The organism is Polynucleobacter alcilacus, assembly GCF_018881545.1.
GTDB classification, from domain to species: domain Bacteria; phylum Pseudomonadota; class Gammaproteobacteria; order Burkholderiales; family Burkholderiaceae; genus Polynucleobacter; species Polynucleobacter alcilacus.
Genome location: NZ_JACVQD010000001.1, coordinates 837,678 through 862,045, shown reverse-complemented (window position 1 = coordinate 862,045; position 24,368 = coordinate 837,678). Strand labels below are relative to the sequence as shown.

Below are 24,368 nucleotides of genomic sequence, written 5' to 3'. Positions count from 1 at the left end.
AAGTCCTAGTGGACCCATCGGAAATGAAAATACCAAGCTTCGGGTTAGTATTTTTTTGAGCGTTACTTAAAGTAACTGTTAGTCTTTCGGCTTACTACACTCATCAATAAAAAGGCTTTACCATCCGGCGGACTCATGGCAGTAGTGAGTCGATCTTGCAAGCCTAAGAAATGGTCTTTGAGGGCTGCTACATCAATTTGAGTGTGTCATTGGTCTTGATATTCAGGAATCAGTAAATTGTAGTTTGGCTAAATATGAATAAAGACCTTCATTGTTTACTAGCGAAGAGTGATTACCAATTTCTACAATACGACCATTCTCCATTACAACAATCCTATCAGCTTTTTTTACTGTTGCTAATCTATGTGCAATTACTAGGGTTGTTCTGCCTTTCATTGCCTCATCAAGTGCTTGTTGTACTAGCCTTTCTGACTCCGCATCTAGGGAACTAGTTGCCTCATCTAATAAGAGTAATGGTGGATTTTTTAGTAAAGCTCTTGCTATGGCGATTCGTTGTCTTTGACCGCCTGATAGCCTTACGCCTCGATCACCTAAGAATGTGCTGTATCCATCAGGTAGCTTAGAAATAAATTCATCTACAAAAGCAATCTTAGAAGCTCTAATTACCTCATCATCACTTGCATTTTCTTCGCCATAGCGAATATTTTCAAACGCATTTTCAGAAAAGATGCTGATATCCTGTGGCACCACGCCAATGAGTTTTCTTAAATCATCTAATTTATATCTTCTGATATCAATGCCATCAAACGATATGCTCCCTGACTGAGGGTCATAAAAGCGCTGTAGTAATTTAAACAAGGTTGTTTTACCTGAGCCCGATGGACCCACAATGGCAATCTTTTCTCCAGCCTGGATATCTAAGGAAATATCTACAAGTGCATTTATCGAAATAGAGCGATAGTGAAAGCTTAGCCCTTGGATGTCAATGCTGATGGCATTATTGGCTGATGAAGATGGAACAATAGGTTCTTTAGGATTTTGTACTTGTGACTGAATGCTCAATAACTCTAAAAGTCGATCGCCAGCACCGATTGCCCTTTGTACGTCCCCAATGACTTCTGAGAGAGCAGCTATAGATCCTGCAACAATCACAGCATATAAGAAGAATTGCGTTAATTCGCCACCAGACATTTCCTGGTTGATAACAGCATAGGCGCCAAGCCAAAGTACAGCGATGATGCTTGTAAAGCCCAGAAGTATGGCTACAAAAGTAAGCTTACCTCGAGCTGCACTTCTATTTTTTGAGGCCAAGAATGAAGTCTCAATAGATGAATTAAATGCTTTAATTTCTTTTTGTTCATTTGCAAAAGACTGAACAGTCAGAATGGCATTGATTTTTTCGCCTGCGATTGCAGAAGCAAGCGCAATCTTATCTTGTGAATTTCTAGAGAGCTGCCGAACCTTTTTGCCCATAACCATGATGGGTATTACGGTTAATAACAGGGTAGCAAGAATAAGCAAAGATAATTTGATGCTGGTAATAAACATCATTGTCATTCCGCCTAGCAAGAGAAATATATTTCTCACTGCCATAGATATGCTTGTGCCTATTAAGATCTGAACTATTGATGTATCGTTGTTAATCCGAGAGAGAAGCTCGCCGCTCTGCTGGGTTTCAAAGAACTCTGGACTTTGTACGATGATATGTGAGTAGACTGCCTTCCGAATATCACAAGTAACTCTTTCTCCTAGCCAAGAGACGATGTAGTAACGCAGGGCACTGGCAAATGCAAGAACAAACGCGGCTGCAAAAAGATTGATAAAGGTGAGGTTAATTTGTTCATGGCTGATATCGCTAAACCCTAGATCAATAATCTTGCGAAAACAGAGTGGCACGACCAATGTTGCGCAAGCGGCAAGTACTAGGCTTATCGCAGCTACCAGTAATTGCTTTCTATAGGGCCTTAGAAAGGGTAGAAATGACGCTATCGATTTCAGCTGGTGAGAGTTACGGTTTGCTTTTTTGGTCATTGGAGATGGTTTTATTTGTCTTAATATTTGCTACTTAGCAAGGCGAAGCCTTTTCCCTGCGCCATCCATTATTAACTCGAACCTATCTTGGTATCAGGACAATTCAGAAGATGGCAAGTATATGAAGGTTAGTGCTATTTTTGCTCTATTTTTACAATAATCCTACTTTTAATAGATATCTAAAAATTCTATAAGCCATTGAAAATAAAGAAATAAAATTAATTTTAGAATAAATATGTATATTTATATTGACATATAAAAGTGTATTTAATAAATTACATTGGTGGTAGTAGGATTCAGTGATTTTGGTCACTACCCTGCGTGCGGGGTTGCACGTTTAGTGAGTCTTTTCTATAGGGAGACGAAAACTATGTCAGATGGAAAAATTAGCCTCACGGGGCTTAATGAAGAACAATCAGAGGAGTTGCACCGTAATCTGATTCAAGGGACCCAGTTTTTTGGGATGATTGCAGCGCTAGCGCATTTGCTTGCTTATATTTATTCGCCTTGGCTTAAATAAAGGAAAGGGAGATCAATATGATTTACGGAAAAATGTGGACAGTGGTTAAGCCTACTGTTGGGATCCCGCTCATGATTGGGGCAGTAGCAGTTGGATCTTTTAGTGTGCATTACGCAATTTTGACTCATACAACTTGGGTGAGTGCTTTCTTAGAAGGAGGTGCTAAGACAGCAACAGCAGCAGTGGCGCCAGCACCTACGGCGCCGGTCAAGAAGTAAAGTATTCATGTTCCTTTAAAGGCTGGATAAAACCAGCCTTTTTAGTTTTATTAACCTAACAATTGCAATTTGTATTGCTGCATCTCGATATTGAATTCACTAGGGTAGAATTTATAAGATGAATCGAGTGACGAAAAAGCTCATGCAATCTTGGTCAAATCTTGGCCCTAGGTACCTGCCTTTTGCAGACGCTGCCTCAGATGATTTACCTTTATCGAGGTTGCTGAGACTCTCTCTGTTTCAAGCCTCTGCTGGCATGGCATTGGTTTTGCTGGTTGGCACTCTCAATCGTGTCATGATTGTTGAGCTTCACGTACCAGCTTCCATTGTCTCGGTGATGATTTCTTTACCGATCATTTTTGCTCCTTTTCGAGCGCTCATTGGTTTTCGTTCCGATAACCACAAATCTGCTTTAGGTTGGCGTCGGGTGCCCTATATTTGGATGGGTACCTTAGTGCAGTTTGGTGGTTTGTCCATCATGCCGTTTGCATTGCTTGTTTTATCTGGCGGTGGACAATCCCATCAAGCGCCAGTTTGGATTGGGTGGGTAGCTTCGGGACTTGCTTTTTTATTGGTTGGTGCTGGCATACATATTACTCAGACGGTGGGTTTGGCTTTGGCAACAGATTTGGCACCGGAAGCCGATCAACCTAAAGTGGTTGGCTTGATGTATGTCATGCAACTCTTAGGGATGATTGTCAGTGCATTGGTATTTGGCTGGGCTCTCAATGAATTTAGCCCTGCAAAGTTAATTCAAGTAATCCAGGCTTCCGCTCTCATCACCATCGTCCTTAATGTGATCTCGCTATGGAAACAAGAGCCAAGAAGTGCGACTCAAAAAAAATCTGCTGGCGAGCCTTCGTTTTTGGACTCGTGGCGTACCTTTGCCCAAGGGGGTAATGCCATTAGAAGGTTGGTTGCGCTAGGGTTTGGCACGATGGCTTTCAGCATGAATGAGGTTTTGCTAGAACCTTATGGTGGTCAGATTTTGGATATGAGCGTGAGTGATACTACGATGCTTACCGCAATTCTGGCAGTTGGCGGATTAATTGGTTTTAGTTGGGCATCGCGTGTGCTTAGCAAAGGTACTGATCCATTCTATATGGCCAGCATTGGAGCTCTAGTTGGGATTCCCGCTTTTATATTGATCACGCTTTCTGCCCCATTGGCTTTAAAAGCACTTTTCTTAATGGGTACTTTTTTAATTGGTTTTGGGGGCGGTCTATTTAGCCATGGAACTTTAACGGCAACGATGCAGTTGGCGCCATCTAAGCAACGAGGCCTTGCATTAGGAGCTTGGGGCGCCGTGCAGGCTACCGCAGCTGGGATTGCAATTGGGCTTGGTGGGATCATTCGGGATCTGATTGTTGCAATTGGATCAGCCAATTGGCTACCTGAGGGGGTGATAGGCCCCGCCACAGGATATTCTTTTGTATATTGCTTGGAAATTGGATTATTGATTGCTACAATTTTTTCAATGACAACTTTGTTGTCAAAGAAGAAATAAACACTTGATAGGTAGTTGTTTAAATTGAATTTGAGGAGACTGAGATGAATCTAACCGGAATTTTATTGGCTGCTTGGATAATCGTATGCGTTATCACGCTTTCAAAAATGGCAGCAGGACTTACTAGCAAATACAAGTAAATAAATTTGCTTGAACTAGCTCATATTGCAATATGAGCTAGTTATCGTGGGCCAAATATTTTGAGCACCACGTATTCGATCATGAAGTTACAAATGAGTGCCATAACAAAGCCGGTTAATAGGGCAAGCCCAATTCCGCTAATATCGTAACCAAACTTAAAGCCCAAGCCAAATCCAGCGATGCTGGCTAGGCAGTAAGGGATGAGGCGCCAAAAATAAATTTTCTTTTTGGTATTACTCATGCCATCGAATAATTTTTTAGATCACATCAATTTTCTGTAGCTCTTGCATAAGTCTGATGATATTGCGACTAGAAAGTAGCCACCAATGCCAATGACAAATAGGACGTATTGCTGATCTCGAATCGCTAAAAGTAGACCAAACAGCATGATGAATAAAAAGCCTAGGCTAATAATGGTTTTTGCGAACATGTTTATCTCCTATTATTGGATGGGATCAAAATTAACATATACGATGAAATCTGGCTATCTTTATGCAGGTTTCGGAATCAAATCCGCCGCACCCTGCGCCAATAAGTCCTTTGCTATTGCCAGGCCTAAGGCTTCTGCATCTTCAACCGACTGCACTGATGCGCTGCCATTAGCTAGGCAAATGGCTTTGCCATCTGTACTCGCCACAAAGGAGCGAATACTCATATGATTCTGATCCCATACGGCATGGGCAGCTAACGGCACCTCACAGGAACCGCCTAATTGACGAGAGACCATGCGCTCAGCAGAAACTGCGAACAAGGTTGGCAAATCACTTAAAGGCTCAAGCCATTGTTTGATATTGGGATGTTTACTTAAGGTCTCAATACCTAAGGCTCCTTGCCCTGCAGCAGGGGTATAAGGATCATAAGGTAAGCAGGCCCGAATACGACTTTCTAAACCTAAACGCTTGAGGCCAGCCGCTGCCAAAATAATCGCTTGATACTCACCTTTATCTAGCTTACCCATGCGCGTATCTAAGTTCCCGCGCAGGGGTTGAATCTCTAGATGGGGAAACTTGGCACGCAATACTGACTCGCGCCGTAAGCTAGAAGTACCCACAATCGCCCCTTTAGGGAGATCTTCAAGACTGGCATAGTCGTTCGAGACAAAGGCATCTCTGGCATCTTCTCTGGCCATGACGCAAGATAGATCAAAACCTTCAGGCATCACCATAGGAACATCTTTAAGAGAATGTACTGCTAAATCAGCGCGGCCCTCTTCAAGCGCAGTCTCGAGCTCTTTGACAAAAAGGCCTTTACCGCCCACTTTAGAGAGGGCTTTATCTAAAATCTGGTCCCCCCGGGTAGTCATCCCTAAAATCTGGACATCACAGTCTGGGTAAAGGGTTTTAAGGCAAGCTTGGACGTACTCAGCCTGCCACATGGCTAGGCGACTTTCGCGGGAGGCAATCACCAGGCGCTTGGGGGCAGCTACTGAAGCCGATGAAGGGGTGGAATTGAAGGTTTGGGACATAACATTTAAATAAATGCCGATAAATTTTCAAAATCTAGAGGATATTCCTAATAAGCAATCGCAAGATTAACATTTAGTTAGACTAAACTAAATTTCATCTTCAATACTATTTTGCTTTGGAATAGCAATGGCCCTTAATTTTCCTTTTACAGCAATTGTTTCGCAAGCAGAAATGAAGCTGGCGATCACACTCTGCACTATTGACCCCCTGATTGGCGGCGTTCTTATCTTTGGGGATCGGGGAACCGGAAAGTCCACTACCATTCGTTCATTGGCTGGCTTATTGCCTTCCATGAAATCAATTGCTGGATGCCAGTACCACTGCAATCCAGATTCGAAAATTCTTTGCACTGAATGTGAAGCTAAAAAAGCACAGGGCGTGAAGTTAAAAGTTGAGAATATTGCGGCGCCTGTAGTGGACTTACCTTTAGGTGCCACAGAGGATAGAGTAGTCGGTGCTTTAGATATTGAAAAGGCATTGACACAAGGTATTAAATCATTCGAGCCTGGATTGCTGGCAAAGGCAAATCGGGGTTATCTCTATATTGATGAGGTGAACTTACTGGAAGATCATTTAGTAGATCTATTGATTGATGTTGCTGCTTCTGGTGAAAATATTATTGAGCGCGAAGGCCTAAGTATTCGCCATCCAGCCCGCTTTGTATTAATTGGTAGCGGCAATCCAGAGGAAGGCGAATTGCGCCCGCAGATGTTAGACCGCTTTGGTTTATCAACTGAGGTGAGAACCCCATCGGACTTCAAAGAGCGCGTTGAGATTATCAAAAGACGTGATGAGTTCGAAAGAAATCCAGAACGATTCATTGCTGCATGGCAACAGCCAGAAGAAGAATTCAAGAAAAAAATTAGTAAATCTCAAAAGCTTCTAGATAAAGTTGAGGTAGATGATGACTTGCTTGAGCTTGCTACCAAGCTCTGCGCCCATTTGGGAACCGACGGCTTGAGGGGTGAGTTAACGCTGCTACGGGGTGTTAGAGCGTTAGCAGCATTTGAGGGTAAGAAGAAAGCAAGTCTCAATCATTTGAAAAAAATTGCGCCGCTCGCTTTGGGCCATCGATTGCGCCGCAATCCGCTAGATGATAGTTCTTCAGGCGCACGGATTGATCGTGCCATGGAAGAGTTTTTTGCAACTTCTGCAAAGTGAAATCAGCACAAACAGCATGGTTTGATGCCAATTTAATGGCCATTCTTTTGGCAATTAATCCCAGAGGTCTCAAAGGGGTTACAGTCAAAAGTCAATTTGGCCCAGTAAGAGATGCTTGGCTTGGATATCTAAAGCAGTTAACTACATCCTGCGGAATGCAAATGCTGAAAGCACCTGCCAATATCTCGGCAGAGCAACTACTGGGCGCATTGGACATAGAAGCTAGTTTGCAGGGTGGTTCATTGATTATGAGTAAGGGCCTTTTAGAGCGAGTCGAAGGTAATGCTCTCTTGCTCCCAATGGTAGAGCGCATGGATTTACAAGCCATCGCACTCATCTCTCAAGCACTTGACGATAAAAATACGGTTCATGCAGCCGCCCCTTTTGGTGTGATTGCATTGGATGAGTCTGACAGTGCTGAGGAGGCCATTAGTCCACGACTCTTGGACAGATTGGCATTTGAGCTTTACTTAGATCAATTCTCTTTGGCGGATATTCGTGAATCTCTTGAAGTTCATTCGAAAGATGTTGATGAGGCAAAAAAGCTTTTACCTTCAGTCAAATGTAGTAATGAGTATTTAGAGGTGATGACAAAAGCAGGACTTAGTCTTGGCGTCAGCTCTTTAAGAGCAAATCAATTTGCTTTAGAGACAGCAAAAACTTTAGCTGCATTAAGGGGTTTATCTGAGGTCGGTCAAGATGAAGTGCTCGATGCCTCTCGCTTGGTATATACCCCGTCCAAGCGGATGAATATCAATCCAGAGATGGATCAACCCGATCAAGACTCTGATGAGAAGAGGGATGATCAAAATCAGGATAGTCAGCCTGAAGATTCTCAAAATGATGAACAATCAAATGATCAGCAGAATCAGGAACAGCCTTCCAATGATGAGTTGGAAGATATTATTGTTGAGGCAGTGAAGGCCTCAATTCCGCCACAGCTTTTACGTCAATCCAAGCAAAACGTACGAGCCGGAAAATCTGCCGCGCACGTTTCAGGGAAGTCGGGAGCTGTTCAGAAAAACTTCTTCAGTGGTAGACCGCTCACTTCCCGAAAAGGCAGGCCTAATGATGGCAGGCGCCTTGATATTCTAAAAAGTATTCGGGCTGCCATACCCTGGCAACGACTTCGGGGGATGTCGCTCGATGCTGATCAACGGAGTGGAGCTCGAGCTAGGATTGACTTTAGGGCCGAAGATCTTCATATCAAGCAGTATTTAAGAAGAAGAGGGACAGTCACCATCTTCTTGGTAGATGCCTCTGGCTCATCCGCCACTCAGCGTTTGGCTGAGGCAAAAGGGGCTTTAGAAGAATTGTTGGCTCAGTGCTACATTCGGCGCGATGAAGTGGCTATGGTTTCAATGCGCGGCGCTAAGGCAGAGATTGTTTTGCCACCCACACGATCCCTCGTGAGAGCAAAAAGAAATTTAGCGACATTGCCTGGTGGCGGTGGGACGCCCCTAGCAGCTGGTTTTCGCGCTGCCAATGAGATGGCCATCTCACTTGAGCGTAAAGGATTAACTCCCATTATTGTGATTATGAGTGATGGCAAAGCGAATGTGAATCTCTACGGCGTTGGTGGTAGAGAGAGTGCTCATAGCGATGCTTTAATCGCCGCTAAAGAGTTGCGCATTAAAAATCACCGACTCTTATTTGTAGATACCTCTCCTAAGCCTGAGATCTTGGCTCAGGAATTATCTAGCGCTATGGCCGCACAATATTTTCCATTACCATTTACGAGTTCAGGTAAAAAGATATCGCAAGCAGCTATACATTTAGCTAATTCTTAATGCATCTTCTTTTGTGATAATTTTTTTAAAACCTTTTGGCCTCTTAAATAGGCATTTGCGAATAGCCCTAGGCCAACCAGAGCGCCCAAGCATAACAAGATACTAACTAGTAGAGACATGGCTCTCTCCTCCCTTACTGAATGCTTCCTTAATGAATTCAAGGGCAAGTTTTTCATTCGCTTCATGAAACATATGACCTCCTTGTATTTCAATAAGATTTGCTTGATTGAAATATTGATGAATCACCTTGCGAAGTGCTTGAGCTGGGATCCAACCATCATCCTCAGTCAGAACAAAGGTGAGTGAGGATCTGATCTGATTGCACTGCTCTAGAAGGCTTGGTATATCTGTCCCTGCCATAAAACTTACAGATCCATTGAGATGATCCGCATTTTTAAATAAGGTTTTATATCTAGCCCGCTTATCGGAATCGAGTTTGGTATTGGTTGAATCAATGAGGTTATCAATCATCCTAGTGTGTGGCAAAAGATCAGTCAGTACCGCAGTAAAAAATGATGATGTCACTATAGGATTTAAAAATGGGGCAACAAATTTATTGTAAAAACTCGGCAAGCTGATGAGGGAGGGGTTAAGACCAACGATTGTTTTTGCTTGTTTATTTTTCAGTGTGTAACTTAAAGCAAGGGTAGCGCCTGCTGAGTGACCAATGATGTGGTCAAAATATTCAATATTGAGAGCTTCTCGCAGTTCTGAGAGCTTATCGGCTAATGCATCTAAATTAAGATTTTTCCCCCCGCGGTTTTTGGTAAACCCATGACCCGGTAGATCTGGTGCAATCACAGTGTATTTTTTAGCTAACTCTGCAAATAGATTTCCCCAGGTATGCGCAGAAGAACCAGTGCCGTGTAAAAGGAGCACATGAATAGGGGAAGTGCCGGCAACTTGAACATGCCAAGATAAATCTCCCGTTTGAATACTGCGACTGAAAGATCGATTGGGCCAGTCTTGCGGAATGCTATTAATCATCTTTTAAAAATACGCTTAATCAGGGTAAACCCTTATATTTTGGTTTGACATCGACTCGAATAGTGTCTATATTTTTTTACATAGTAAATTGTATTTTAAATTAGACAAAGAAATTGAATTCTTTTTAAGGGGCAAAAGTCATGTCACCAATCAAGCATTTGGAAAGAGCACTTGAACACACTTTGAGGTCGAACGAGTCTGCTAAGGGCCCAGCTTTATTAAGTAAGGCTATCAGACATGCAGTTTTTCCAGGCGGCGCTCGGATTAGACCGCAACTAACCTTGGCGGTAGCTCATGCCTGCGGAAATGATGACCCACAATTATCGATGGCAAGCGCCATTGCAATTGAGATGATTCATTGCGCATCTCTAGTGCATGATGATTTGCCTTGCTTTGATAACGCAGATATGCGACGTGGTCAAACTTCAGTCCATAAAGAATATGGAGAGCGATTAGCTGTGTTGGCAGGTGATGCGCTGATCGTTATGGCCTATCAAACGATTGCCTGTGGATCTAGGCGATCAGCACAAAGACTAGCACCGATTATTAAAACAGTTTCGCAAGGGGTTGGCGCTCCATATGGAATTATCGCTGGTCAAGCTTGGGAGTGTGAGCCTCAAGCATCTTTAAGTGATTATCAAAGGGCAAAGACGGGTGCACTCTTTTCTGCAGCGACAGCAGCCGGTGCTCAAGCAGCTGGATCCGATGCAGAGACTTGGAAAGGTTTGGGTGAATGGTTGGGAGAGGCATATCAAGTTGCAGATGATATTCGTGATGTATTAGGCGATTCCCAGTTTCTTGGTAAACCTTCCGGTCAAGATGAGGAGCATCAACGCCCTAGTTCAGCAAGAGAGCTTGGCCTTAATGGTGCTGTAGAGCATTTTGATCTTTTGGTAGGTAAAGCAATTGCTTCAATTCCAAACTGCCCGGGAGATGGATATCTCAAAAAGTTAGTTGCGTTTGAAGCTGAGAGACTACTGCCTTCGTCCTGGTTTGAGCGTGGCGAGAGACAGTTGGCCATTGCTACTCAAAGACAAGCAGCATAAGCAGCTTAAGCAACCTCAGCAACTTCAGCAGAGTCATGGCACAAATACAGTCCTTATCGATTGAGCATAGTCAACATGAGTATGGTCTTTGGGACAGGCTTTGCATCTTCAAAGATCGGTTGATTGCAGATAGTCGTTTTCAGAATCGAGTGGCCAAAATTCCTTTTCTAAAAAATATTGCCAAGAAAAGGGCCAATCAATTATTTGATGTCATGGCTGGATTTGTTTATACCCAAATACTGCTGTCATGCGTACGCTTAAATCTATTTAATTTATTAAAGGATGGCCCTTTAAGTTTGGATGAGATTAAAAGATTTTGCAGTCTTGACGCTACTCCTTTAAAAAAATTATTAGATGCAGCAGTTTCTATTCATCTTTTGGAGATGCGCTCTAACAAGAAGTATGGCCTAGGGACATTAGGCGCGCCAATGGTTGGTAATACTGCCCTGTCTTCCATGATTGAGCACCATACTGTTTTATATGATGATCTACGCGATCCATTACGTCTTCTATCGGGTGATGTTGAAATCAAGCAGATGGAAAAATTTTGGCCCTACGTTTCTCCTGATCAACAAGATCAAGATGCGTTGAAAGATAAAGAGCGCGTCAAAAATTATTCTGACTTGATGTCAGCCTCTTTGCCTTTAGTGGCAGACCAAGTAGTAGATGCTTATGATTTTTCTCAGCATGAATGTTTATTGGATGTTGGTGGAGGACAAGGTACTTTTTTAAAGCGCGTTTTCTTAAATACGCCGCAACTCAAAAGAAAACTATTTGATTTGCCAGGTGTTGCTAACCTTGCCAAAGATAGTTTTGCCCTGACTCCAGACCATCAAGATATTGAAGTGCATGGGGGGGATTTTTTCCAGGATCCGCTGCCAAGTGGAGCAGATCTCATCACACTAATTCGGGTGATCTTTGACCACGACGATGAACGCGTCAACATTTTATTAAAGTCAATATTTGAAGCATTGCCTGCTGGTGGCAAGCTATTAGTGGCAGAGCCTATGGCCGATACTCCCGACCATCCTGCGATGGGGCATGCTTATTTTGGGTTTTATTTGCTGGCTATGGGCAGGGGTAGACCCAGAACTATTCAAGAAATCAGTCATTTAGCCGTGCATGCCGGGTTTAAGGGTGTAGAAGTGCTGCCCTGCAGCATGCCAATTAATGCCCAAGTTTTACTAATTAGTAAATAAATCAGGGTAATTACTAATGACTACAGCTCTATAAGTGTATAAATTAGTTTACATATAGAAAGTAAAGAAAAATATACATATGTTAAGTCAACTCCATTCAACAGCCGTTTTGCTTGAGAGCCCCAGGGAACTCAGGCTCAAGCGTCTTTTGTTAGATGAGCCTAAAGATTCAGATGTTGTTATCCAAATTGAATGGAGTGGCATCAGCACAGGAACTGAAAAGTTACTTTGGAATGGAACGATGCCAGATTTTCCAGGTATGGGCTACCCATTAGTGCCTGGATATGAATCCGTTGGAAGAGTCACTCGAGTTGGAAAAAATTCCAAACTAGATCTTCATCAAAGAGTATTTGTGCCTGGCGCAAAATGTTTTGGAGATGTGAAGGGTCTGTTCGGTGGAGCCGCATCTCATGTGGTGGTGCCGAGTGATAGAGCAGTTTCGCTTCCCGAAGGAATCGGTGAAGAGGGTGTATTGCTAGCGCTTGCTGCTACTGCCTACCATGTTACTCAAGGTAAAAAAGCATTGCAGCCAGATTTAATCGTTGGGCATGGAGTCTTGGGAAGACTGATTGCCAGGATTGCTGTGCTATTAGGCCATCAGCCTGTAGTTTGGGAAATTGATGCAGACCGTATGAGTGGCGCAGAAGGCTATACCGTTCTTCACCCTTGCGATGATCAAGAAAACAAATATAAAAATATTTGTGATGCCAGTGGACAAGTCAGCGTATTGAATAAATTAATTAGCCAACTGCAGTTTGGTGGCGAGATTGCTCTCGCTGGTTTTTACGACAAAGATATTCAGTTTAATTTCCCTAAGGCATTTATGAAGGAAGCCAAATTCCGAATTGCTGCGCAGTGGGCCCCTCAGGATTTAATGGATGTAAAGCAACTCATTGCAAACGGAAAATTAAGCCTTAGTGGCTTGATTACCCATCATCGCAAGCCATCTTCAATCGATGAAGTGTATCGCACTGCATTTGAAGATCCTAGCTGTCTCAAAATGGTTGTTGATTGGAGAGAAGCATTATGAACGCGCCAAATGTCCCAAAAGAAATCACGATTCAATTTGCACAATTGAAAAAAGAGGCTGCTATTGAACCAGATAAAGTTCATACAGGAGAAATCAAAAAAGAGACCCAGATCATTGCGATCTACGGTAAGGGTGGGATTGGCAAGAGTTTTACTCTAGCCAACTTGTCATACATGATGGCCCAACAGGGCAAAAAAGTATTGCTAATCGGTTGTGACCCTAAAAGCGATACCACTTCATTGTTATTTGGTGGAAAAGCATGTCCAACCATCATTGAGACTTCATCCAAAAAGAAATTAGCAGGTGAAGAGGTCAAGATTGGAGATGTTTGCTTCAAGCGTGATGGGGTTTATGCCATGGAGCTTGGAGGACCAGAGGTCGGGCGGGGTTGTGGCGGTCGCGGAATTATTCACGGCTTTGAAACCTTAGAAAAACTTGGCTTCCATGATTGGGGTTTTGATTACGTCTTACTAGACTTCTTGGGTGATGTAGTTTGTGGTGGATTTGGTCTGCCTATTGCTAGAGATATGTGCCAAAAAGTGATCGTGGTTGCAAGTAACGATCTGCAATCTTTATACGTTGCTAACAACGTTTGTTCAGCAGTTGAATACTTCCGTAAGCTAGGCGGTAATGTTGGTGTAGCAGGCATGGTGATTAATCGTGATGATGGCACCGGTGAGGCCACCGCATTTGCTGAGAATGTCGGCATTCCAGTTCTATCTGTTATCCCTGCAAATGATGACATTCGCAGAAAGAGTGCTAGCTACGAAATCATTGGTAAGCCAGACTCTCAGTGGGGTCCTCTCTTTGAGGGATTAGCAAGTAATGTTGCAGCAGCCCCACCTGTTCGTCCAAAACCCATGACTCCGGATGATTTGCTAGGTTTATTTGCGGCTAATCAAGTAGGTAGAGATGTGGTCCTCGAGCCTGCGACGATTTTTGACATGGTTGGAAAAAATGAAGTGATTAAACCGACTCTCGAAGTGATTTACGACAAAGCTTAGAGATCGAGATCAACGTGAAATCTACTAAAGTCATTCCGATACAAGACCAGACTAATAATACGTCTGGGATTTCCTGTCATTCTGGAGCTGAAGATTTATTAGCGGCTGCTAAATTAGCCAATAAGAGTGAGATTTTGGGGCAGTATGCCAAAGACTATCCTAAGGGACCACATGATCAGCCACAAAGCATGTGCCCAGCATTTGGATCACTGCGAGTAGGTTTGAGAATGCGTCGCACTGCGACCATCTTGTCTGGTTCTGCATGTTGCGTTTACGGTTTAACTTTTACCTCGCATTTTTATGGTGCTCGTCGCAGCGTTGGTTATGTGCCATTTAACTCAGAGTCATTGGTTACCGGGAAACTCTTCGAAGATATTCGAGACGCTGTATACAAAGAAGCAAACCCAGAGCTTTATGACGCTATCGTGATCATCAATTTATGTGTACCGACAGCTAGCGGTGTTCCATTGCAGCTGCTGCCAAAAGAAATTAATGGTGTACGCATTATTGGGATTGATGTTCCTGGCTTTGGTGTTCCAACCCATGCTGAAGCAAAAGATGTTTTAGCAAGCGCCATGTTGCGCTATGCCCGCACAGAAATTGAGAGTGGACCGGTTTCAGCGCCACGCAACGGAATCTCTGATAAACCCACTATTACTCTCTTGGGTGAGATGTTCCCGGTTGATCCAATCAGTATCGGCATGATGCTTGAGCTAATGGATTTGGCAGTAGGTCCAGTAGTGCCTACGAGAGAATGGCGCGAGCTCTATCAGGCAATGGATTCCAAGGTAATTGCTGCAATACATCCTTTTTATACAGCGAGTATTCGTGAATTTGAAAGTGCTGGAAGAACGGTTGTGGGCTCAGCCCCGATTGGTTACGAGGGTACAGCTCAATGGCTAGAAAACATTGGAGCAGCCTCCGGCGTCAGCGCAGAAAAAATTGGTAATGCTAAAGCCAAATTTTTACCGATGATTCAAGCAGCGCTAAAGGCAAAACCGATCAAAGGAAGAATTACTCTAAGCGGATACGAGGGCTCAGAGTTGCTAGTGGCGCGTTTATTGGTGGAGAGTGGTGCAGATGTACGCTATGTTGGCACTGCTTGTCCGAAGACGATTTGGAGCAGTAGCGACTTAGATTGGCTTGAGCAACATGGGGTGCATGTTCAGTATCGTGCTTCTCTTGAGCAAGATCTCGCAGCAATGAAGGAGTTCGAGCCAGATTTAGTGATTGGTACAACGCCAGTGGTTCAAAAAGCCAAAGAATTAGCTATCCCATCTTTATATTTCACTAACTTAATTTCAGCACGACCATTAATGGGAGCAGCTGGAGCTGGATCTTTAGCTCAAGTGATCAATGCCGCCTTAGCAAATCAAGATCGTTTTGATGCCATGAATTCTTTCTTTGAAGGTGTGGGTAAAGATCATGCAACAGGCGTTTGGGAATCGGTGCCGGTTGATCGTCCTGATTTTAAAGCTGATGTAAGGCGTCGCATGGAAAAAGCGCGAGCAAAACAAAAAGCTGAGGAGATGGGCTAATGCTAGTCCTAGATCACGATCGCGCTGGCGGCTATTGGGGTGCCGTCTATGTTTTTACTGCTGTGAAGGGTTTACAGGTGGTAATTGACGGTCCAGTTGGTTGCGAGAATCTGCCAGTCACTTCAGTATTGCATTACACAGATGCTTTACCTCCTCATGAGTTACCTATCGTAGTTACTGGTTTAGCAGAGGAGCAGTTAGGCAGAGAAGGCACCGAAGAATCAATGAAGCGTGCTCATAAGGTATTGGATCCAGATTTACCCGCAGTGGTAGTGACGGGATCTATTGCCGAAATGATTGGTGGTGGAGTGACTCCAGAAGGCACTGGAATTAAGCGCTTCCTACCTAGAACTATTGACGAAGATCAGTGGCAGTGTGCTAACCGCGCAATGAATTGGTTATGGACTGAGTATGGCCTTAAAAAAATTCCAGAGCGTAAGCGGGTCGCAGGTGAAAAACCCAGAGTTAATATTATTGGCCCCTCATATGGCAGCTTTAATTTATATAGCGATTTAGCGGAAATTAGACGGTTAATCGAAGGTATTGGCGCAGAAGTCAATATGGTATTTCCACTTGGTTCACACCTTGCTGATATTCCAAAGTTAGCTGATGCTGATGTCAATGTGTGTATGTATCGAGAGTATGGGCGTTTACTATGCGAGACATTAGAGCGTCCCTATTTACAAGCCCCAATCGGGATGCAATCCACAACAGCATTTTTGAGAAAGCTCGGAGAGCTCTGCGAGATTGATGTGGAAAGTTTTATTGAAAAAGAAAAACATACCACGCTCAAGCCCATTTGGGATTTATGGCGCTCAGTTACACAAGATTTTTTTGGCACAGCCAGTTTTGCCATTGTTGCCAATGAAACTTATACCCGAGGAATTAGAAATTTCTTGGAAGAGGAGATGGGACTTCCTTGCAATTTCGCCATTCCTAGAATCCCAGGCAATAAGACAAATAATGTAGAGATACGAGAATTGGTGCAGAAGAAAACACCACTAGTCATGTTCGGTAGTTATAACGAACGGATGTATGGCAGTGAGATCGGAGCCCGCTTTTCTTATATCCCCGCCTCTTTTCCTGGGGCAATTATTCGTCGGCATACTGGCACTCCATTTATGGGCTATGCAGGTTCTGTCTATTTGATTCAAGAAGTGTGCAACTCTCTATTTGACGCACTCTTTAATATTCTGCCGCTAGGTACAGAAATGGATAAGGTTGATCGCACACCTGCCCGAGTTCAAAGCTCTATTAAGACAATGCCTTGGGAGCAAGAAGCGCAAGAACTTCTGAATAAATTAATTAGTAATCAACCTGTACTTACCCAAATATCAGCCGCAAAAAGAATGCGAGATGAAGCGGAACTTGAGGCTCGTAAACAAAATATTGAAAGAGTCACAGTAGATTGCGTACAGAAGTCATCCTTCTCCATCACAGCAGGAGAGGTTGTATGAAGCTTGTACAAAAAAATTGCCCTGATCAAGGGTTAAACCAATATGACTTTTTCAGGTCATGTCCTCAAATCTACAGGGGTGATGTAGAAAAGACCGTAAGGTCAGTTTCAAGGAGTTGTCATCATGAGTGAAAACAGATCTATATCTGGGCTTACCGATGCAGAGGCTCAGGAATTCCATGCATTTTATGTGCAAGGTCTTTTAGGGTTCGTTGCTATCGCAGTCGTCGCGCACATACTTGTATGGGCATGGCGTCCATGGTTCTTTTGATGCAGTAGTAAGTACATAGTAAATAGCTCAGCTAAAAGGAGTAATTCTTATGAAGACCAATACAGATTTAATCAATAAAAATGACTTTCAGGAAAGCATGTCCTTCAAGTTTATTTTTTTAATTAGTTATGCAGTGATCTTTGTAGTAGCACTCATTTTGGTTGTGTTACCTGCCTCCCAGAAAAGTTGGTTATTTTCAGAGGCTGACGGAGGTTCATTCTTCAAGTCAGTTGAGTCAGGCGTTTACAGCTTTATGTCTTACTTAAATTAGGAGAAATATTATGTGGAGAATTTGGAAGTTGTACGACCCGTTACGTGCGATGGTTGCACAGGGCGTTTTTCTCTTTGCTTTGGCAGCCATGATTCATCTCATTTTATTGAGCACTACTCAGTACAAATGGTTGGATGGAATGAGTCAAGAGCAGTACAAAGCAGCAATTGCAGCAGCGAAGAAGTAACTAGATGTGCAAATCGTAGGCGAATTTCTAGAAATAGTCATTCGTCTACGTACGATTAATTAGTTTTGAGAAATATTCTCAATATGTTAGGAGCGTTATATGGCCATGCTCAATTTTGAAAAAAAATACCGTGTTCGCGGTGGGACTCTAGTGGGAGGAGATCTTTTTGATTTCTGGGTAGGCCCGTTCTACGTCGGTTTTTTTGGGGTTACAACCTTCTTTTTTGCATTCTTAGGAACTGCAATGATTTTTTGGGGTACCTCACAGGCAGGAGTGTTTAATCCCTGGCAAATCAATATCGCACCGCCAGATCTGAAATACGGCCTAGGAGTGGCGCCAATGATGGAGGGCGGCTTATGGCAAATCATCACCATTTGCGCCTTAGGCGCTTTTGGATCATGGGCGATGCGGGAGGTTGAGATCTCTCGCAAGCTGGGTATGGGTCTGCATGTGCCAGTTGCTTTTAGTATGGCAATTTTTGCTTACTTCTCATTAGTAGTCATCAGGCCAGTTTTGATGGGTGCATGGGGCTACGGGTTTCCTTATGGCATCTTGAGTCACTTGGATTGGGTTTCGAATACAGGTTATCAATACCTACACTTTCATTACAACCCTGCACACATGATTGCTGTCACATTATTTTTTACTACAACATTGGCGCTTGCACTTCATGGGGCATTAATTTTGTCCTCCACGAATCCTCAGCCTGGCCATACGGTGAGAACGCCGGAACATGAAGATACCTTCTTTAGGGATATTGTTGGCTACTCTGTTGGCACCCTGGGAATTCACCGCTTAGGCTTATTTTTGGCCCTAGCAGCAGTATTTTGGAGTGCTGTTTGTATTGTGATTAGCGGACCATTTTGGACTAAAGGTTGGCCGGAATGGTGGACATGGTGGTTGAATCTGCCAATCTGGGGATAGTTTTAGCTCAAATGAAAATGCGGAGAGCATGATGGAATATCAAAATCTATTTACACAAACGCAAGTAACTGGTCCTGCTAGTCATGGCGTTCCAATTAATGCATACGATATGCGTGAAAGAACTAAAACAATTGGTTTTAGTCATCTCATGGGGCGTCTGGGTAATGCGCAACTAGGGCCTATATATCTTGGACGTCTTGGAGTCGCCTCATTAATTTTTGGCATGACTGCATTTTTCCTCATTGGCATGAATATGTTGGCCCAGGTGAATTGGAATCCATTGCAGTTTGTGAGAAAACTCTTTTGGTTATCGCTCGATGCACCTGCACCTAAGTATGGGCTTACATTTCCACCAATGAATGAAGGGGGTTGGTGGTTAATTGTTGGCTTATTTACTACCATCTCCATCATGTTGTGGTGGTTACGTACATTCCGTAGAGCGCAAGCGCTAGGTATGGGTACTCATGTTCCTTGGGCATTTGCCTCAGCGATTTGGTTATTTTTAGTGCTAGGCCTGATTCGCCCTGTATTAATGGGTAGCTGGAGTGAGGGGGTTCCCTTTGGGATCTTTTCTCACTTAGATTGGGTATCCGCATTTTCAATCCGCTATGGAAATCTGTTTTACAACCCATTCCATATGCTTTCAATTGTTTTTCTTTATGGCTCAGTGCTGTTATTTGCAATGCACGGTGCCACCATTCTTGCGGTGAGTCGTTTTGGTGGCGAGCGAGAAATTGAGCAGATTGTTGATCGAGGAACTGCATCAGAACGTGCCGCATTGTTCTGGAGATGGACCATGGGTTTTAACGCCACGATGGAATCCATTCATCGTTGGGCTTGGTGGTTTGCAGTGTTAACTCCATTGACGGGTGGTATTGGGATTTTGCTAACCGGTACGGTAGTGGATAACTGGTATTTATGGGGAGTTAAACATAATATTGCGCCAGCGTACCCAGCGATTTACGGCACTGTAGCTGACCCTGCATTAAAAGCACCGGCATCCCCAGTGGCCAAAGGGGGCGCAAAATGAAAAATTGGACTCAAAAAATTGCGCTTGCCCTAGGCATCTTTGCAATGATGTTCTTGACTGCGTGTGAGCGTCCGCCCGTTGAATCAAAACAGACCGGCTATCGCGGAACTGGTATGGATCAAATTAGCAATCCGCGTACCGATAGGCAACTAGCTAAGCTGAATGAATTACCGCCTCCAATGCCATCCTCAGCAGATGGCCCGAAGGCCAGTGCAGTTTATAAAAATGTCAAAGTCTTGGGTAATCTCAGTGCTGCACAGTTTAGTGCCTTCATGGTCTCGATGACTTCCTGGGTTGCACCTAATCAGGGATGCACTTACTGCCATAACGTCCAAAATTTTGCCGATGATTCTCTTTACACCAAAACAGTAGCCAGAAGAATGATTCAGATGAATCAAAGTATTAATAGCAACTGGAGTGATCACGTGAAGACAACAGGGGTGACTTGCTATACCTGTCATCGGGGTAATAATATTCCGCAAAATATTTGGTTTGATACCGTTGATAAGCGTGGCGGCAATATGCTGGGTAACACTAATGGTCAAAATGATCCCGTGAAAGCCAATGCTTATTCATCCTTGCCAAAACAACCTTTTAGCAGTTATTTCGTAGCTAATGCTAATGCTGCTAGAGTCATTGGTGACACGGCCTTGCCTACTGGACATAAGGCTACGCTACAAAGTACAGAGAATGTCTATGGTGTGATGTCTCATATGTCACATTCTCTGGGGGTGAATTGCACTTTCTGTCATAACAGTCGTGCATTTTCAAGTTGGGAAGAAAGTACGCCACAGCGTGTCCAGGCTTGGTATGGCATACAGATGCTGAAGGATGTAAATACTAACTTTATGACGCCTTTGACATCAACCTTCCCTGATAACCGCAAGGGCTCAGGTGGCGATGTAGCTAAGGCCAATTGCGCCACTTGCCATCAAGGTGTGAATAAACCTCTTCTAGGTAAGAGTATGTTGCAAGATTACCCTTTCCTTGCTCCCAATAATGGCAAGCCAAAAGAGGGTAATCAAGTTGCCAAGAACTAATTGCCCTATCCTTGTTGGTCAAGTTGATCAACGAGGATTTTCATTAGCGGTGGTCTGATGGATCAGAGAGTAGATCAATTTAAGATTCCAGAAACTGTTGAGGCGTATAGCTATGGCAAACATTCAGAGCGAGCGATCGTAATCGGCTCTGGATTTGGGGGTCTTGCGGCTGCAATTCGACTGGCTGTCAAAGGCTACGATGTGCAGATTCTAGAGAGACTAGGTAGCGCAGGCGGAAGGGCTTATGTTCATCGCCGACACGGTTTTACATTCGATGCAGGCCCGACGATCATCACAGCACCATTTCTTCTAGAAGAGTTATGGGAGCTTTGCGGCAAGAAAATGTCAGATGATGTGGATCTTCGTGCGATGGATCCCTTCTATCAAATCCGTTTTGCTGATGGACGGGTATTTAATTACACCGGCGATGTAGAGCGCATGAAAGCCGAAGTGGCTAAATTTAGTCCAAAAGATTTACCGGGCTATTTACGTTTCTTGGAAGAAGCAGAAAACTGCTACAAGCTCGCCTTCGAAGATCTAGGCGATGTTGCCTTTGACGGTCTTAGGGACTTAGTCAAAGCCATGCCCAATCTGATCAAGATGCGTGCGTGGAATAATTTATATAGCTTGGTAGCCAAATATATTAAGGACCCTCAATTGAGAGAGGTCATGAGTTTTCATCCTTTACTCATTGGCGGAAATCCGTTTTCAGTCAGCTCGGCTTATGCACTAATTAATTCCTTAGAGCGAAAATGGGGCGTCCATTCCGCCATGGGGGGTACTGGCGCGATTATCAAAGGACTTGTTAAGCTCTTAGACGGACTAGGGGTTTCTATACGGTATGCCAGTACAGTCAAAAAAATTAACATTGTTGACAATAAAGTCACTGGAGTGACTTTAGAAAATGGTGATGTTTTATATGCTAATAAAGTCGTATCGAATGCAGATACCGCTTGGACCTATAAAAATCTGATTGATCCACAATATCGAAAAATTTGGACTGATAAAAAGATTGAGAATGGTAAGTATTCCATGAGCCTTTTTGTCTGGTACTTCGGTACAAAAAAACAGTATCCACAAGTACCGCATCATATGATGCTTTTGGGTAGGCGTTATAAAGAATTATTAGACGATATTTTCAAACGCCATTATCTCGCCAAAGACTTTAGCCTCTACTTGCATCGTCCTACAGCGACTGATCCAAGTCTTGCCCCAAATGGTTGCGATACCTTTTATGTTTTATCACCCGTACCCCACTTGGATAGCGGCACTAATTGGACCGAAGTGGCTGAGTCCTACAGACAATCGATTGCTAAAATGCTGGGTGAAACAGTTCTTCCTGGCTTGGAAGAGAATCTGGTGGAATCATTTGTGATGACGCCTCAAGATTTTCAAGATCGACTCTTGTCTTATAAGGGCGCCGCATTTGGACTTGAGCCCCTCTTAACGCAGAGTGCTTGGTTTAGACCTCATAATCGTAGCGAAGAAATTGAAGGTTTATATATGGTTGGTGCCAGCACTCATCCAGGCGCCGGAATACCAGGAGTACTCTCTTCAGCCAAAGCTTTAGATTCGCTACTAGCGCCCGCAAAAATGAATGCAAATCATGAACGATAGAGCAATTACTGCAGAATATGGTTTTCAGATTGACCTAGAGACTTGCGAGAATCTCATGCGAGACGGGTCAAAATCTTTTTTTTCTGCTGCCAGAATCTTGCCCGCAAAAATTCGTGATTCAGCGATCGCCTTGTATGCATTCTGTCGTATGTTAGATGATATGGTGGATGATCTGCATGCACCTGAAAATGTGATCAAGCAAATTGAGTATCGCCTAGATCGGATTTATGCTAAAAATCCAGTAGATATCCCGGCTGATAGAGCTCTTGCTATTGTGGTGGAACGCTTTTTAATTCCACGCGATATCTTGGAAGCTTTGGTAGAAGGCTTTAGATGGGATCGTAGTGGACGACAGTATCAAACGATTGATGAATTATGTGACTACGCTGCGCGAGTGGCTTCCACAGTAGGCGCCATGATGACTTTGATTATGGGTGTTCGTGACCGCAATATATTAGAGCGTGCATGCGAGCTAGGTTTAGCAATGCAGCTAACCAATATCGCCCGGGATGTGGGTGAGGATGCCAGAAATCAGCGCTTATATTTACCAAGAGACTGGCTTGTATCTGAGGGTATTGATCCAGATGACTGGTTAGAAAAACCCATATTCAACGATGCTATTTCTAGAGTGATTCAAAGGCTGATATCTCATGCGGATGAGATGTATGAGCGCGCTTCCTATGGAATTGCAGGGTTACCGCGGAACTGCCGATCCGCTATTGCTGCTGCTAGCCTTATCTATTCTGAAATTAGTCGGCAAATCGAGCGACAAGGCTTGGATAGCATCAGCCAAAGAGCAGTGGTTTCTAAGAAGAAAAAAATATTGCTGTTGTTGAAAGCCTTACAGTCGACAATTTATAATGCTAAATCAAAGAAAAACTTAAGCAAGATCCCGGCTGTTCAATTTTTAATAGATGCTGTTGAGCCTGAAGCTCCTTATGCGCACTATGCTGGTTCAGTGGAGGATCGATTGATCTGGGTGGTGGGCTTAATGGAAAAGATTGAACGCAGAAAAGTACAGTCTTTCAATTCTCTAGCGCAACATTAAAATATTTTGGTTGGATTTCTAGGCATTCTCCAAGGCAGCATAAACTGCACAATGTTGGACTCCAAGCGTTTGACGTTGAGAGTTTCATGCATGGAAATGACCTCTTCACCAAGTAGCTGCGATTTGAGCATCGAGCGAGCATAAAAAGGGGTGTCCTCAAAAGTATTGAGTAACTCAATATTGGCATTGCTACCCATCTTCTCAGAGCGCATATTACGTTGAATGCGCCAGCCTGTTTTACGTAAGCGGACTCTTTCGGGTGGTGTAAACGATTCGATAGTGCCATCGGGATTAAATTTGCTAGCAATGATGCGTTCATTCCCATTCTTTTGTCGAACATCGTAGATTACTGCAGTGCTGCCGTCTTTCAGGTGCGCTCTTGACCAATCCCATTCGCTAAATGGCTTACTGATAGCCTCATCACCTTCATTCGAGTCAAAATAGGCGCTACCATGCCACTGGAGATTAGGCTCAGAAAAAGCAACTTCTACTCTAGCTGATGGCGCTATTGGGCCCCAACGATGTTTCTGATGATCATCGAGTGCCACTACATGATTAAAGAGTTGCTCAGGGAATACTTTAATACTCCCCTGAACTTTGGTACCCAGCAGGGGAACTCGCTCATCAATTTGAATCGTGAGCACGTCATTTTCCCAGCGCAGATGACTAGGACCAACGGTAAATTGATGCGCAGTTCTCTCAATTGCATTCTGACCACGCTCGGTCATCGTCCAATATTTTTTTGTCGGAGTATAGAGTGCCACATTGATTGCGCAGTAGTCATCAGCGGGCGCCGGTTTTCTTTTATTAGCCCAAGCATAATAGGGTGAAAATACGCTACCAACAAATGCAATGATGCTAAAGCCATAGAGCCCATCATCACTCAGGCCATCGATGTACCACCATAGATAATTTCCAGGGTCGA

General features: G+C 43.7%; 25 protein-coding genes. 19 read left to right on the top strand and 6 right to left on the bottom strand.

Annotated elements, in window-relative coordinates:
- Positions 1 to 222 precede the first annotated feature (222 nt).
- Positions 223 to 1,992: an ABC transporter transmembrane domain-containing protein gene (locus ICN45_RS04435; protein ID WP_216173667.1), complete on the bottom strand. Its 1,770-nt coding sequence runs from the start codon at positions 1,990 to 1,992 to the stop codon at positions 223 to 225.
- 370 nt (positions 1,993 to 2,362) lie between these two features.
- Between ICN45_RS04435 and pufB (ICN45_RS04430) the strand changes: the two genes are divergently transcribed.
- The 3 genes from pufB (ICN45_RS04430) to ICN45_RS04420 all read left to right on the top strand — a co-directional run bounded on the left by pufB (ICN45_RS04430) (position 2,363) and on the right by ICN45_RS04420 (position 4,237).
- Positions 2,363 to 2,512, top strand: coding sequence for a light-harvesting antenna LH1, beta subunit (gene pufB / locus ICN45_RS04430; RefSeq protein ID WP_215365468.1), 150 nt, complete (start codon positions 2,363 to 2,365; stop codon positions 2,510 to 2,512).
- 17 nt (positions 2,513 to 2,529) lie between these two features.
- Positions 2,530 to 2,730, top strand: coding sequence for a light-harvesting protein (locus tag ICN45_RS04425; protein WP_216173664.1), 201 nt, complete (start codon positions 2,530 to 2,532; stop codon positions 2,728 to 2,730).
- 118 nt (positions 2,731 to 2,848) lie between these two features.
- On the top strand, positions 2,849 to 4,237 hold the full coding sequence (locus ICN45_RS04420) for a PucC family protein (protein WP_216173661.1): 1,389 nt from the start codon (positions 2,849 to 2,851) through the stop codon (positions 4,235 to 4,237).
- 181 nt (positions 4,238 to 4,418) lie between these two features.
- Here ICN45_RS04420 and ICN45_RS04415 read toward each other — a convergent pair whose 3' ends face one another.
- Genes ICN45_RS04415 through hemC form a run of 3 tightly spaced genes read right to left on the bottom strand, consistent with a single transcriptional unit; the run spans position 4,419 to position 5,843 of the window.
- On the bottom strand, positions 4,419 to 4,619 hold the full coding sequence (locus ICN45_RS04415; RefSeq protein ID WP_216173658.1) for a hypothetical protein: 201 nt from the start codon (positions 4,617 to 4,619) through the stop codon (positions 4,419 to 4,421).
- Positions 4,620 to 4,640: 21 nt separating this feature from the next.
- The gene (locus ICN45_RS04410) at positions 4,641 to 4,808 is read right to left on the bottom strand and encodes a hypothetical protein (protein WP_216173655.1); all 168 of its coding nucleotides are present in this window, start codon (positions 4,806 to 4,808) and stop codon (positions 4,641 to 4,643) included.
- 60 nt (positions 4,809 to 4,868) lie between these two features.
- A complete protein-coding gene (gene hemC / locus ICN45_RS04405; RefSeq protein WP_216173652.1) occupies positions 4,869 to 5,843 on the bottom strand; it encodes a hydroxymethylbilane synthase in 975 nt (324 codons plus the stop codon).
- Positions 5,844 to 5,970: 127 nt separating this feature from the next.
- Here hemC and bchI point away from each other — a divergent pair, with 127 nt between their 5' ends.
- Complete coding sequence (bchI, locus tag ICN45_RS04400) at positions 5,971 to 7,005, top strand: magnesium chelatase ATPase subunit I (protein WP_216173650.1); 1,035 nt, start codon at positions 5,971 to 5,973, stop codon at positions 7,003 to 7,005.
- Positions 7,002 to 8,795: a magnesium chelatase subunit D gene (locus ICN45_RS04395; protein WP_216173647.1), complete on the top strand. Its 1,794-nt coding sequence runs from the start codon at positions 7,002 to 7,004 to the stop codon at positions 8,793 to 8,795. The genes bchI and ICN45_RS04395 overlap by 4 nt, the downstream gene beginning before the upstream one ends.
- Before the next feature lie 102 nt (positions 8,796 to 8,897).
- Here the strand turns inward: ICN45_RS04395 and ICN45_RS04390 are convergent, their stop codons facing one another.
- Positions 8,898 to 9,782, bottom strand: coding sequence for an alpha/beta fold hydrolase (locus ICN45_RS04390; protein WP_216173644.1), 885 nt, complete (start codon positions 9,780 to 9,782; stop codon positions 8,898 to 8,900).
- 140 nt (positions 9,783 to 9,922) lie between these two features.
- Here ICN45_RS04390 and ICN45_RS04385 point away from each other — a divergent pair, with 140 nt between their 5' ends.
- The 14 genes from ICN45_RS04385 (at position 9,923) to ICN45_RS04320 (ending at position 23,443) form a co-directional block, all read left to right on the top strand.
- Positions 9,923 to 10,828, top strand: coding sequence for a polyprenyl synthetase family protein (locus tag ICN45_RS04385; RefSeq protein ID WP_216173641.1), 906 nt, complete (start codon positions 9,923 to 9,925; stop codon positions 10,826 to 10,828).
- A 35-nt stretch (positions 10,829 to 10,863) separates the two neighbouring features.
- A complete protein-coding gene (locus tag ICN45_RS04380) occupies positions 10,864 to 12,027 on the top strand; it encodes a methyltransferase (RefSeq protein WP_216173638.1) in 1,164 nt (387 codons plus the stop codon).
- A 79-nt stretch (positions 12,028 to 12,106) separates the two neighbouring features.
- Positions 12,107 to 13,057, top strand: coding sequence for a chlorophyll synthesis pathway protein BchC (gene bchC, locus ICN45_RS04375; protein WP_216173635.1), 951 nt, complete (start codon positions 12,107 to 12,109; stop codon positions 13,055 to 13,057).
- Positions 13,054 to 14,061, top strand: coding sequence for a chlorophyllide a reductase iron protein subunit X (locus tag ICN45_RS04370; protein WP_216173632.1), 1,008 nt, complete (start codon positions 13,054 to 13,056; stop codon positions 14,059 to 14,061). The genes bchC and ICN45_RS04370 overlap by 4 nt, the downstream gene beginning before the upstream one ends.
- Positions 14,062 to 14,075: 14 nt before the next feature.
- Positions 14,076 to 15,599 carry a chlorophyllide a reductase subunit Y gene (gene bchY / locus ICN45_RS04365; RefSeq protein WP_369411462.1) on the top strand — a complete coding sequence of 508 codons (1,524 nt, stop codon included), beginning with the start codon at positions 14,076 to 14,078 and terminating at the stop codon, positions 15,597 to 15,599.
- Positions 15,599 to 17,056 carry a chlorophyllide a reductase subunit Z gene (gene bchZ, locus ICN45_RS04360; RefSeq protein WP_216173629.1) on the top strand — a complete coding sequence of 486 codons (1,458 nt, stop codon included), beginning with the start codon at positions 15,599 to 15,601 and terminating at the stop codon, positions 17,054 to 17,056. Before bchY ends, bchZ begins: the two co-directional genes overlap by 1 nt.
- A gap of 123 nt (positions 17,057 to 17,179) precedes the next feature.
- Positions 17,180 to 17,326 (top strand): light-harvesting antenna LH1, beta subunit, encoded by a 147-nt coding sequence (gene pufB / locus ICN45_RS04355; protein WP_087909627.1) that lies wholly within the window; start codon positions 17,180 to 17,182, stop codon positions 17,324 to 17,326.
- Between the two features lie 49 nt (positions 17,327 to 17,375).
- Positions 17,376 to 17,597, top strand: a complete 222-nt coding sequence (locus ICN45_RS04350; RefSeq protein WP_216173626.1) for a hypothetical protein — start codon at positions 17,376 to 17,378, stop codon at positions 17,595 to 17,597.
- 10 nt (positions 17,598 to 17,607) lie between these two features.
- A complete protein-coding gene (gene pufA, locus ICN45_RS04345) occupies positions 17,608 to 17,784 on the top strand; it encodes a light-harvesting antenna LH1, alpha subunit (RefSeq protein WP_216173623.1) in 177 nt (58 codons plus the stop codon).
- Between the two features lie 99 nt (positions 17,785 to 17,883).
- On the top strand, positions 17,884 to 18,708 hold the full coding sequence (pufL, locus tag ICN45_RS04340; RefSeq protein ID WP_216173620.1) for a photosynthetic reaction center subunit L: 825 nt from the start codon (positions 17,884 to 17,886) through the stop codon (positions 18,706 to 18,708).
- A 31-nt stretch (positions 18,709 to 18,739) separates the two neighbouring features.
- Complete coding sequence (gene pufM, locus ICN45_RS04335; RefSeq protein WP_255531089.1) at positions 18,740 to 19,738, top strand: photosynthetic reaction center subunit M; 999 nt, start codon at positions 18,740 to 18,742, stop codon at positions 19,736 to 19,738.
- On the top strand, positions 19,735 to 20,778 hold the full coding sequence (gene pufC, locus ICN45_RS04330) for a photosynthetic reaction center cytochrome PufC (protein ID WP_216861714.1): 1,044 nt from the start codon (positions 19,735 to 19,737) through the stop codon (positions 20,776 to 20,778). Before pufM ends, pufC begins: the two co-directional genes overlap by 4 nt.
- 57 nt (positions 20,779 to 20,835) lie before the next feature.
- Positions 20,836 to 22,395, top strand: a complete 1,560-nt coding sequence (locus ICN45_RS04325; protein ID WP_216173614.1) for a phytoene desaturase — start codon at positions 20,836 to 20,838, stop codon at positions 22,393 to 22,395.
- Positions 22,385 to 23,443 carry a phytoene/squalene synthase family protein gene (locus tag ICN45_RS04320; RefSeq protein ID WP_216173612.1) on the top strand — a complete coding sequence of 353 codons (1,059 nt, stop codon included), beginning with the start codon at positions 22,385 to 22,387 and terminating at the stop codon, positions 23,441 to 23,443. The genes ICN45_RS04325 and ICN45_RS04320 overlap by 11 nt, the downstream gene beginning before the upstream one ends.
- Here the strand turns inward: ICN45_RS04320 and ICN45_RS04315 are convergent.
- Complete coding sequence (locus tag ICN45_RS04315; RefSeq protein WP_500797055.1) at positions 23,440 to 24,297, bottom strand: carotenoid 1,2-hydratase family protein; 858 nt, start codon at positions 24,295 to 24,297, stop codon at positions 23,440 to 23,442. The two genes, ICN45_RS04320 and ICN45_RS04315, sit on opposite strands and share 4 nt — an antisense overlap.
- Between the last annotated feature and the right edge of the window lie 71 nt (positions 24,298 to 24,368).

What these genes read in the sequence shown, in the direction of transcription:
- pufA (WP_216173623.1), top strand. Translation starts at nt 17,608, where the DNA reads ATGTGGAGAATTTGGAAGTTGTACGACCCGTTACGTGCGATGGTTGCA.
- pufB (WP_215365468.1), top strand. Translation starts at nt 2,363, where the DNA reads ATGTCAGATGGAAAAATTAGCCTCACGGGGCTTAATGAAGAACAATCA.
- ICN45_RS04380 (WP_216173638.1), top strand. Translation starts at nt 10,864, where the DNA reads ATGGCACAAATACAGTCCTTATCGATTGAGCATAGTCAACATGAGTAT.
- ICN45_RS04425 (WP_216173664.1), top strand. Translation starts at nt 2,530, where the DNA reads ATGATTTACGGAAAAATGTGGACAGTGGTTAAGCCTACTGTTGGGATC.
- pufM (WP_255531089.1), top strand. Translation starts at nt 18,740, where the DNA reads ATGGAATATCAAAATCTATTTACACAAACGCAAGTAACTGGTCCTGCT.
- bchC (WP_216173635.1), top strand. Translation starts at nt 12,107, where the DNA reads ATGTTAAGTCAACTCCATTCAACAGCCGTTTTGCTTGAGAGCCCCAGG.
- ICN45_RS04385 (WP_216173641.1), top strand. Translation starts at nt 9,923, where the DNA reads ATGTCACCAATCAAGCATTTGGAAAGAGCACTTGAACACACTTTGAGG.
- ICN45_RS04410 (WP_216173655.1), bottom strand. Translation starts at nt 4,808, where the DNA reads ATGTTCGCAAAAACCATTATTAGCCTAGGCTTTTTATTCATCATGCTG.
- pufC (WP_216861714.1), top strand. Translation starts at nt 19,735, where the DNA reads ATGAAAAATTGGACTCAAAAAATTGCGCTTGCCCTAGGCATCTTTGCA.
- hemC (WP_216173652.1), bottom strand. Translation starts at nt 5,843, where the DNA reads ATGTCCCAAACCTTCAATTCCACCCCTTCATCGGCTTCAGTAGCTGCC.
- ICN45_RS04370 (WP_216173632.1), top strand. Translation starts at nt 13,054, where the DNA reads ATGAACGCGCCAAATGTCCCAAAAGAAATCACGATTCAATTTGCACAA.
- ICN45_RS04420 (WP_216173661.1), top strand. Translation starts at nt 2,849, where the DNA reads ATGAATCGAGTGACGAAAAAGCTCATGCAATCTTGGTCAAATCTTGGC.
- ICN45_RS04320 (WP_216173612.1), top strand. Translation starts at nt 22,385, where the DNA reads ATGAACGATAGAGCAATTACTGCAGAATATGGTTTTCAGATTGACCTA.
- bchI (WP_216173650.1), top strand. Translation starts at nt 5,971, where the DNA reads ATGGCCCTTAATTTTCCTTTTACAGCAATTGTTTCGCAAGCAGAAATG.
- ICN45_RS04390 (WP_216173644.1), bottom strand. Translation starts at nt 9,782, where the DNA reads ATGATTAATAGCATTCCGCAAGACTGGCCCAATCGATCTTTCAGTCGC.
- ICN45_RS04350 (WP_216173626.1), top strand. Translation starts at nt 17,376, where the DNA reads ATGAAGACCAATACAGATTTAATCAATAAAAATGACTTTCAGGAAAGC.
- pufB (WP_087909627.1), top strand. Translation starts at nt 17,180, where the DNA reads ATGAGTGAAAACAGATCTATATCTGGGCTTACCGATGCAGAGGCTCAG.
- pufL (WP_216173620.1), top strand. Translation starts at nt 17,884, where the DNA reads ATGGCCATGCTCAATTTTGAAAAAAAATACCGTGTTCGCGGTGGGACT.
- bchZ (WP_216173629.1), top strand. Translation starts at nt 15,599, where the DNA reads ATGCTAGTCCTAGATCACGATCGCGCTGGCGGCTATTGGGGTGCCGTC.
- ICN45_RS04325 (WP_216173614.1), top strand. Translation starts at nt 20,836, where the DNA reads ATGGATCAGAGAGTAGATCAATTTAAGATTCCAGAAACTGTTGAGGCG.
- ICN45_RS04435 (WP_216173667.1), bottom strand. Translation starts at nt 1,992, where the DNA reads ATGACCAAAAAAGCAAACCGTAACTCTCACCAGCTGAAATCGATAGCG.
- ICN45_RS04415 (WP_216173658.1), bottom strand. Translation starts at nt 4,619, where the DNA reads ATGAGTAATACCAAAAAGAAAATTTATTTTTGGCGCCTCATCCCTTAC.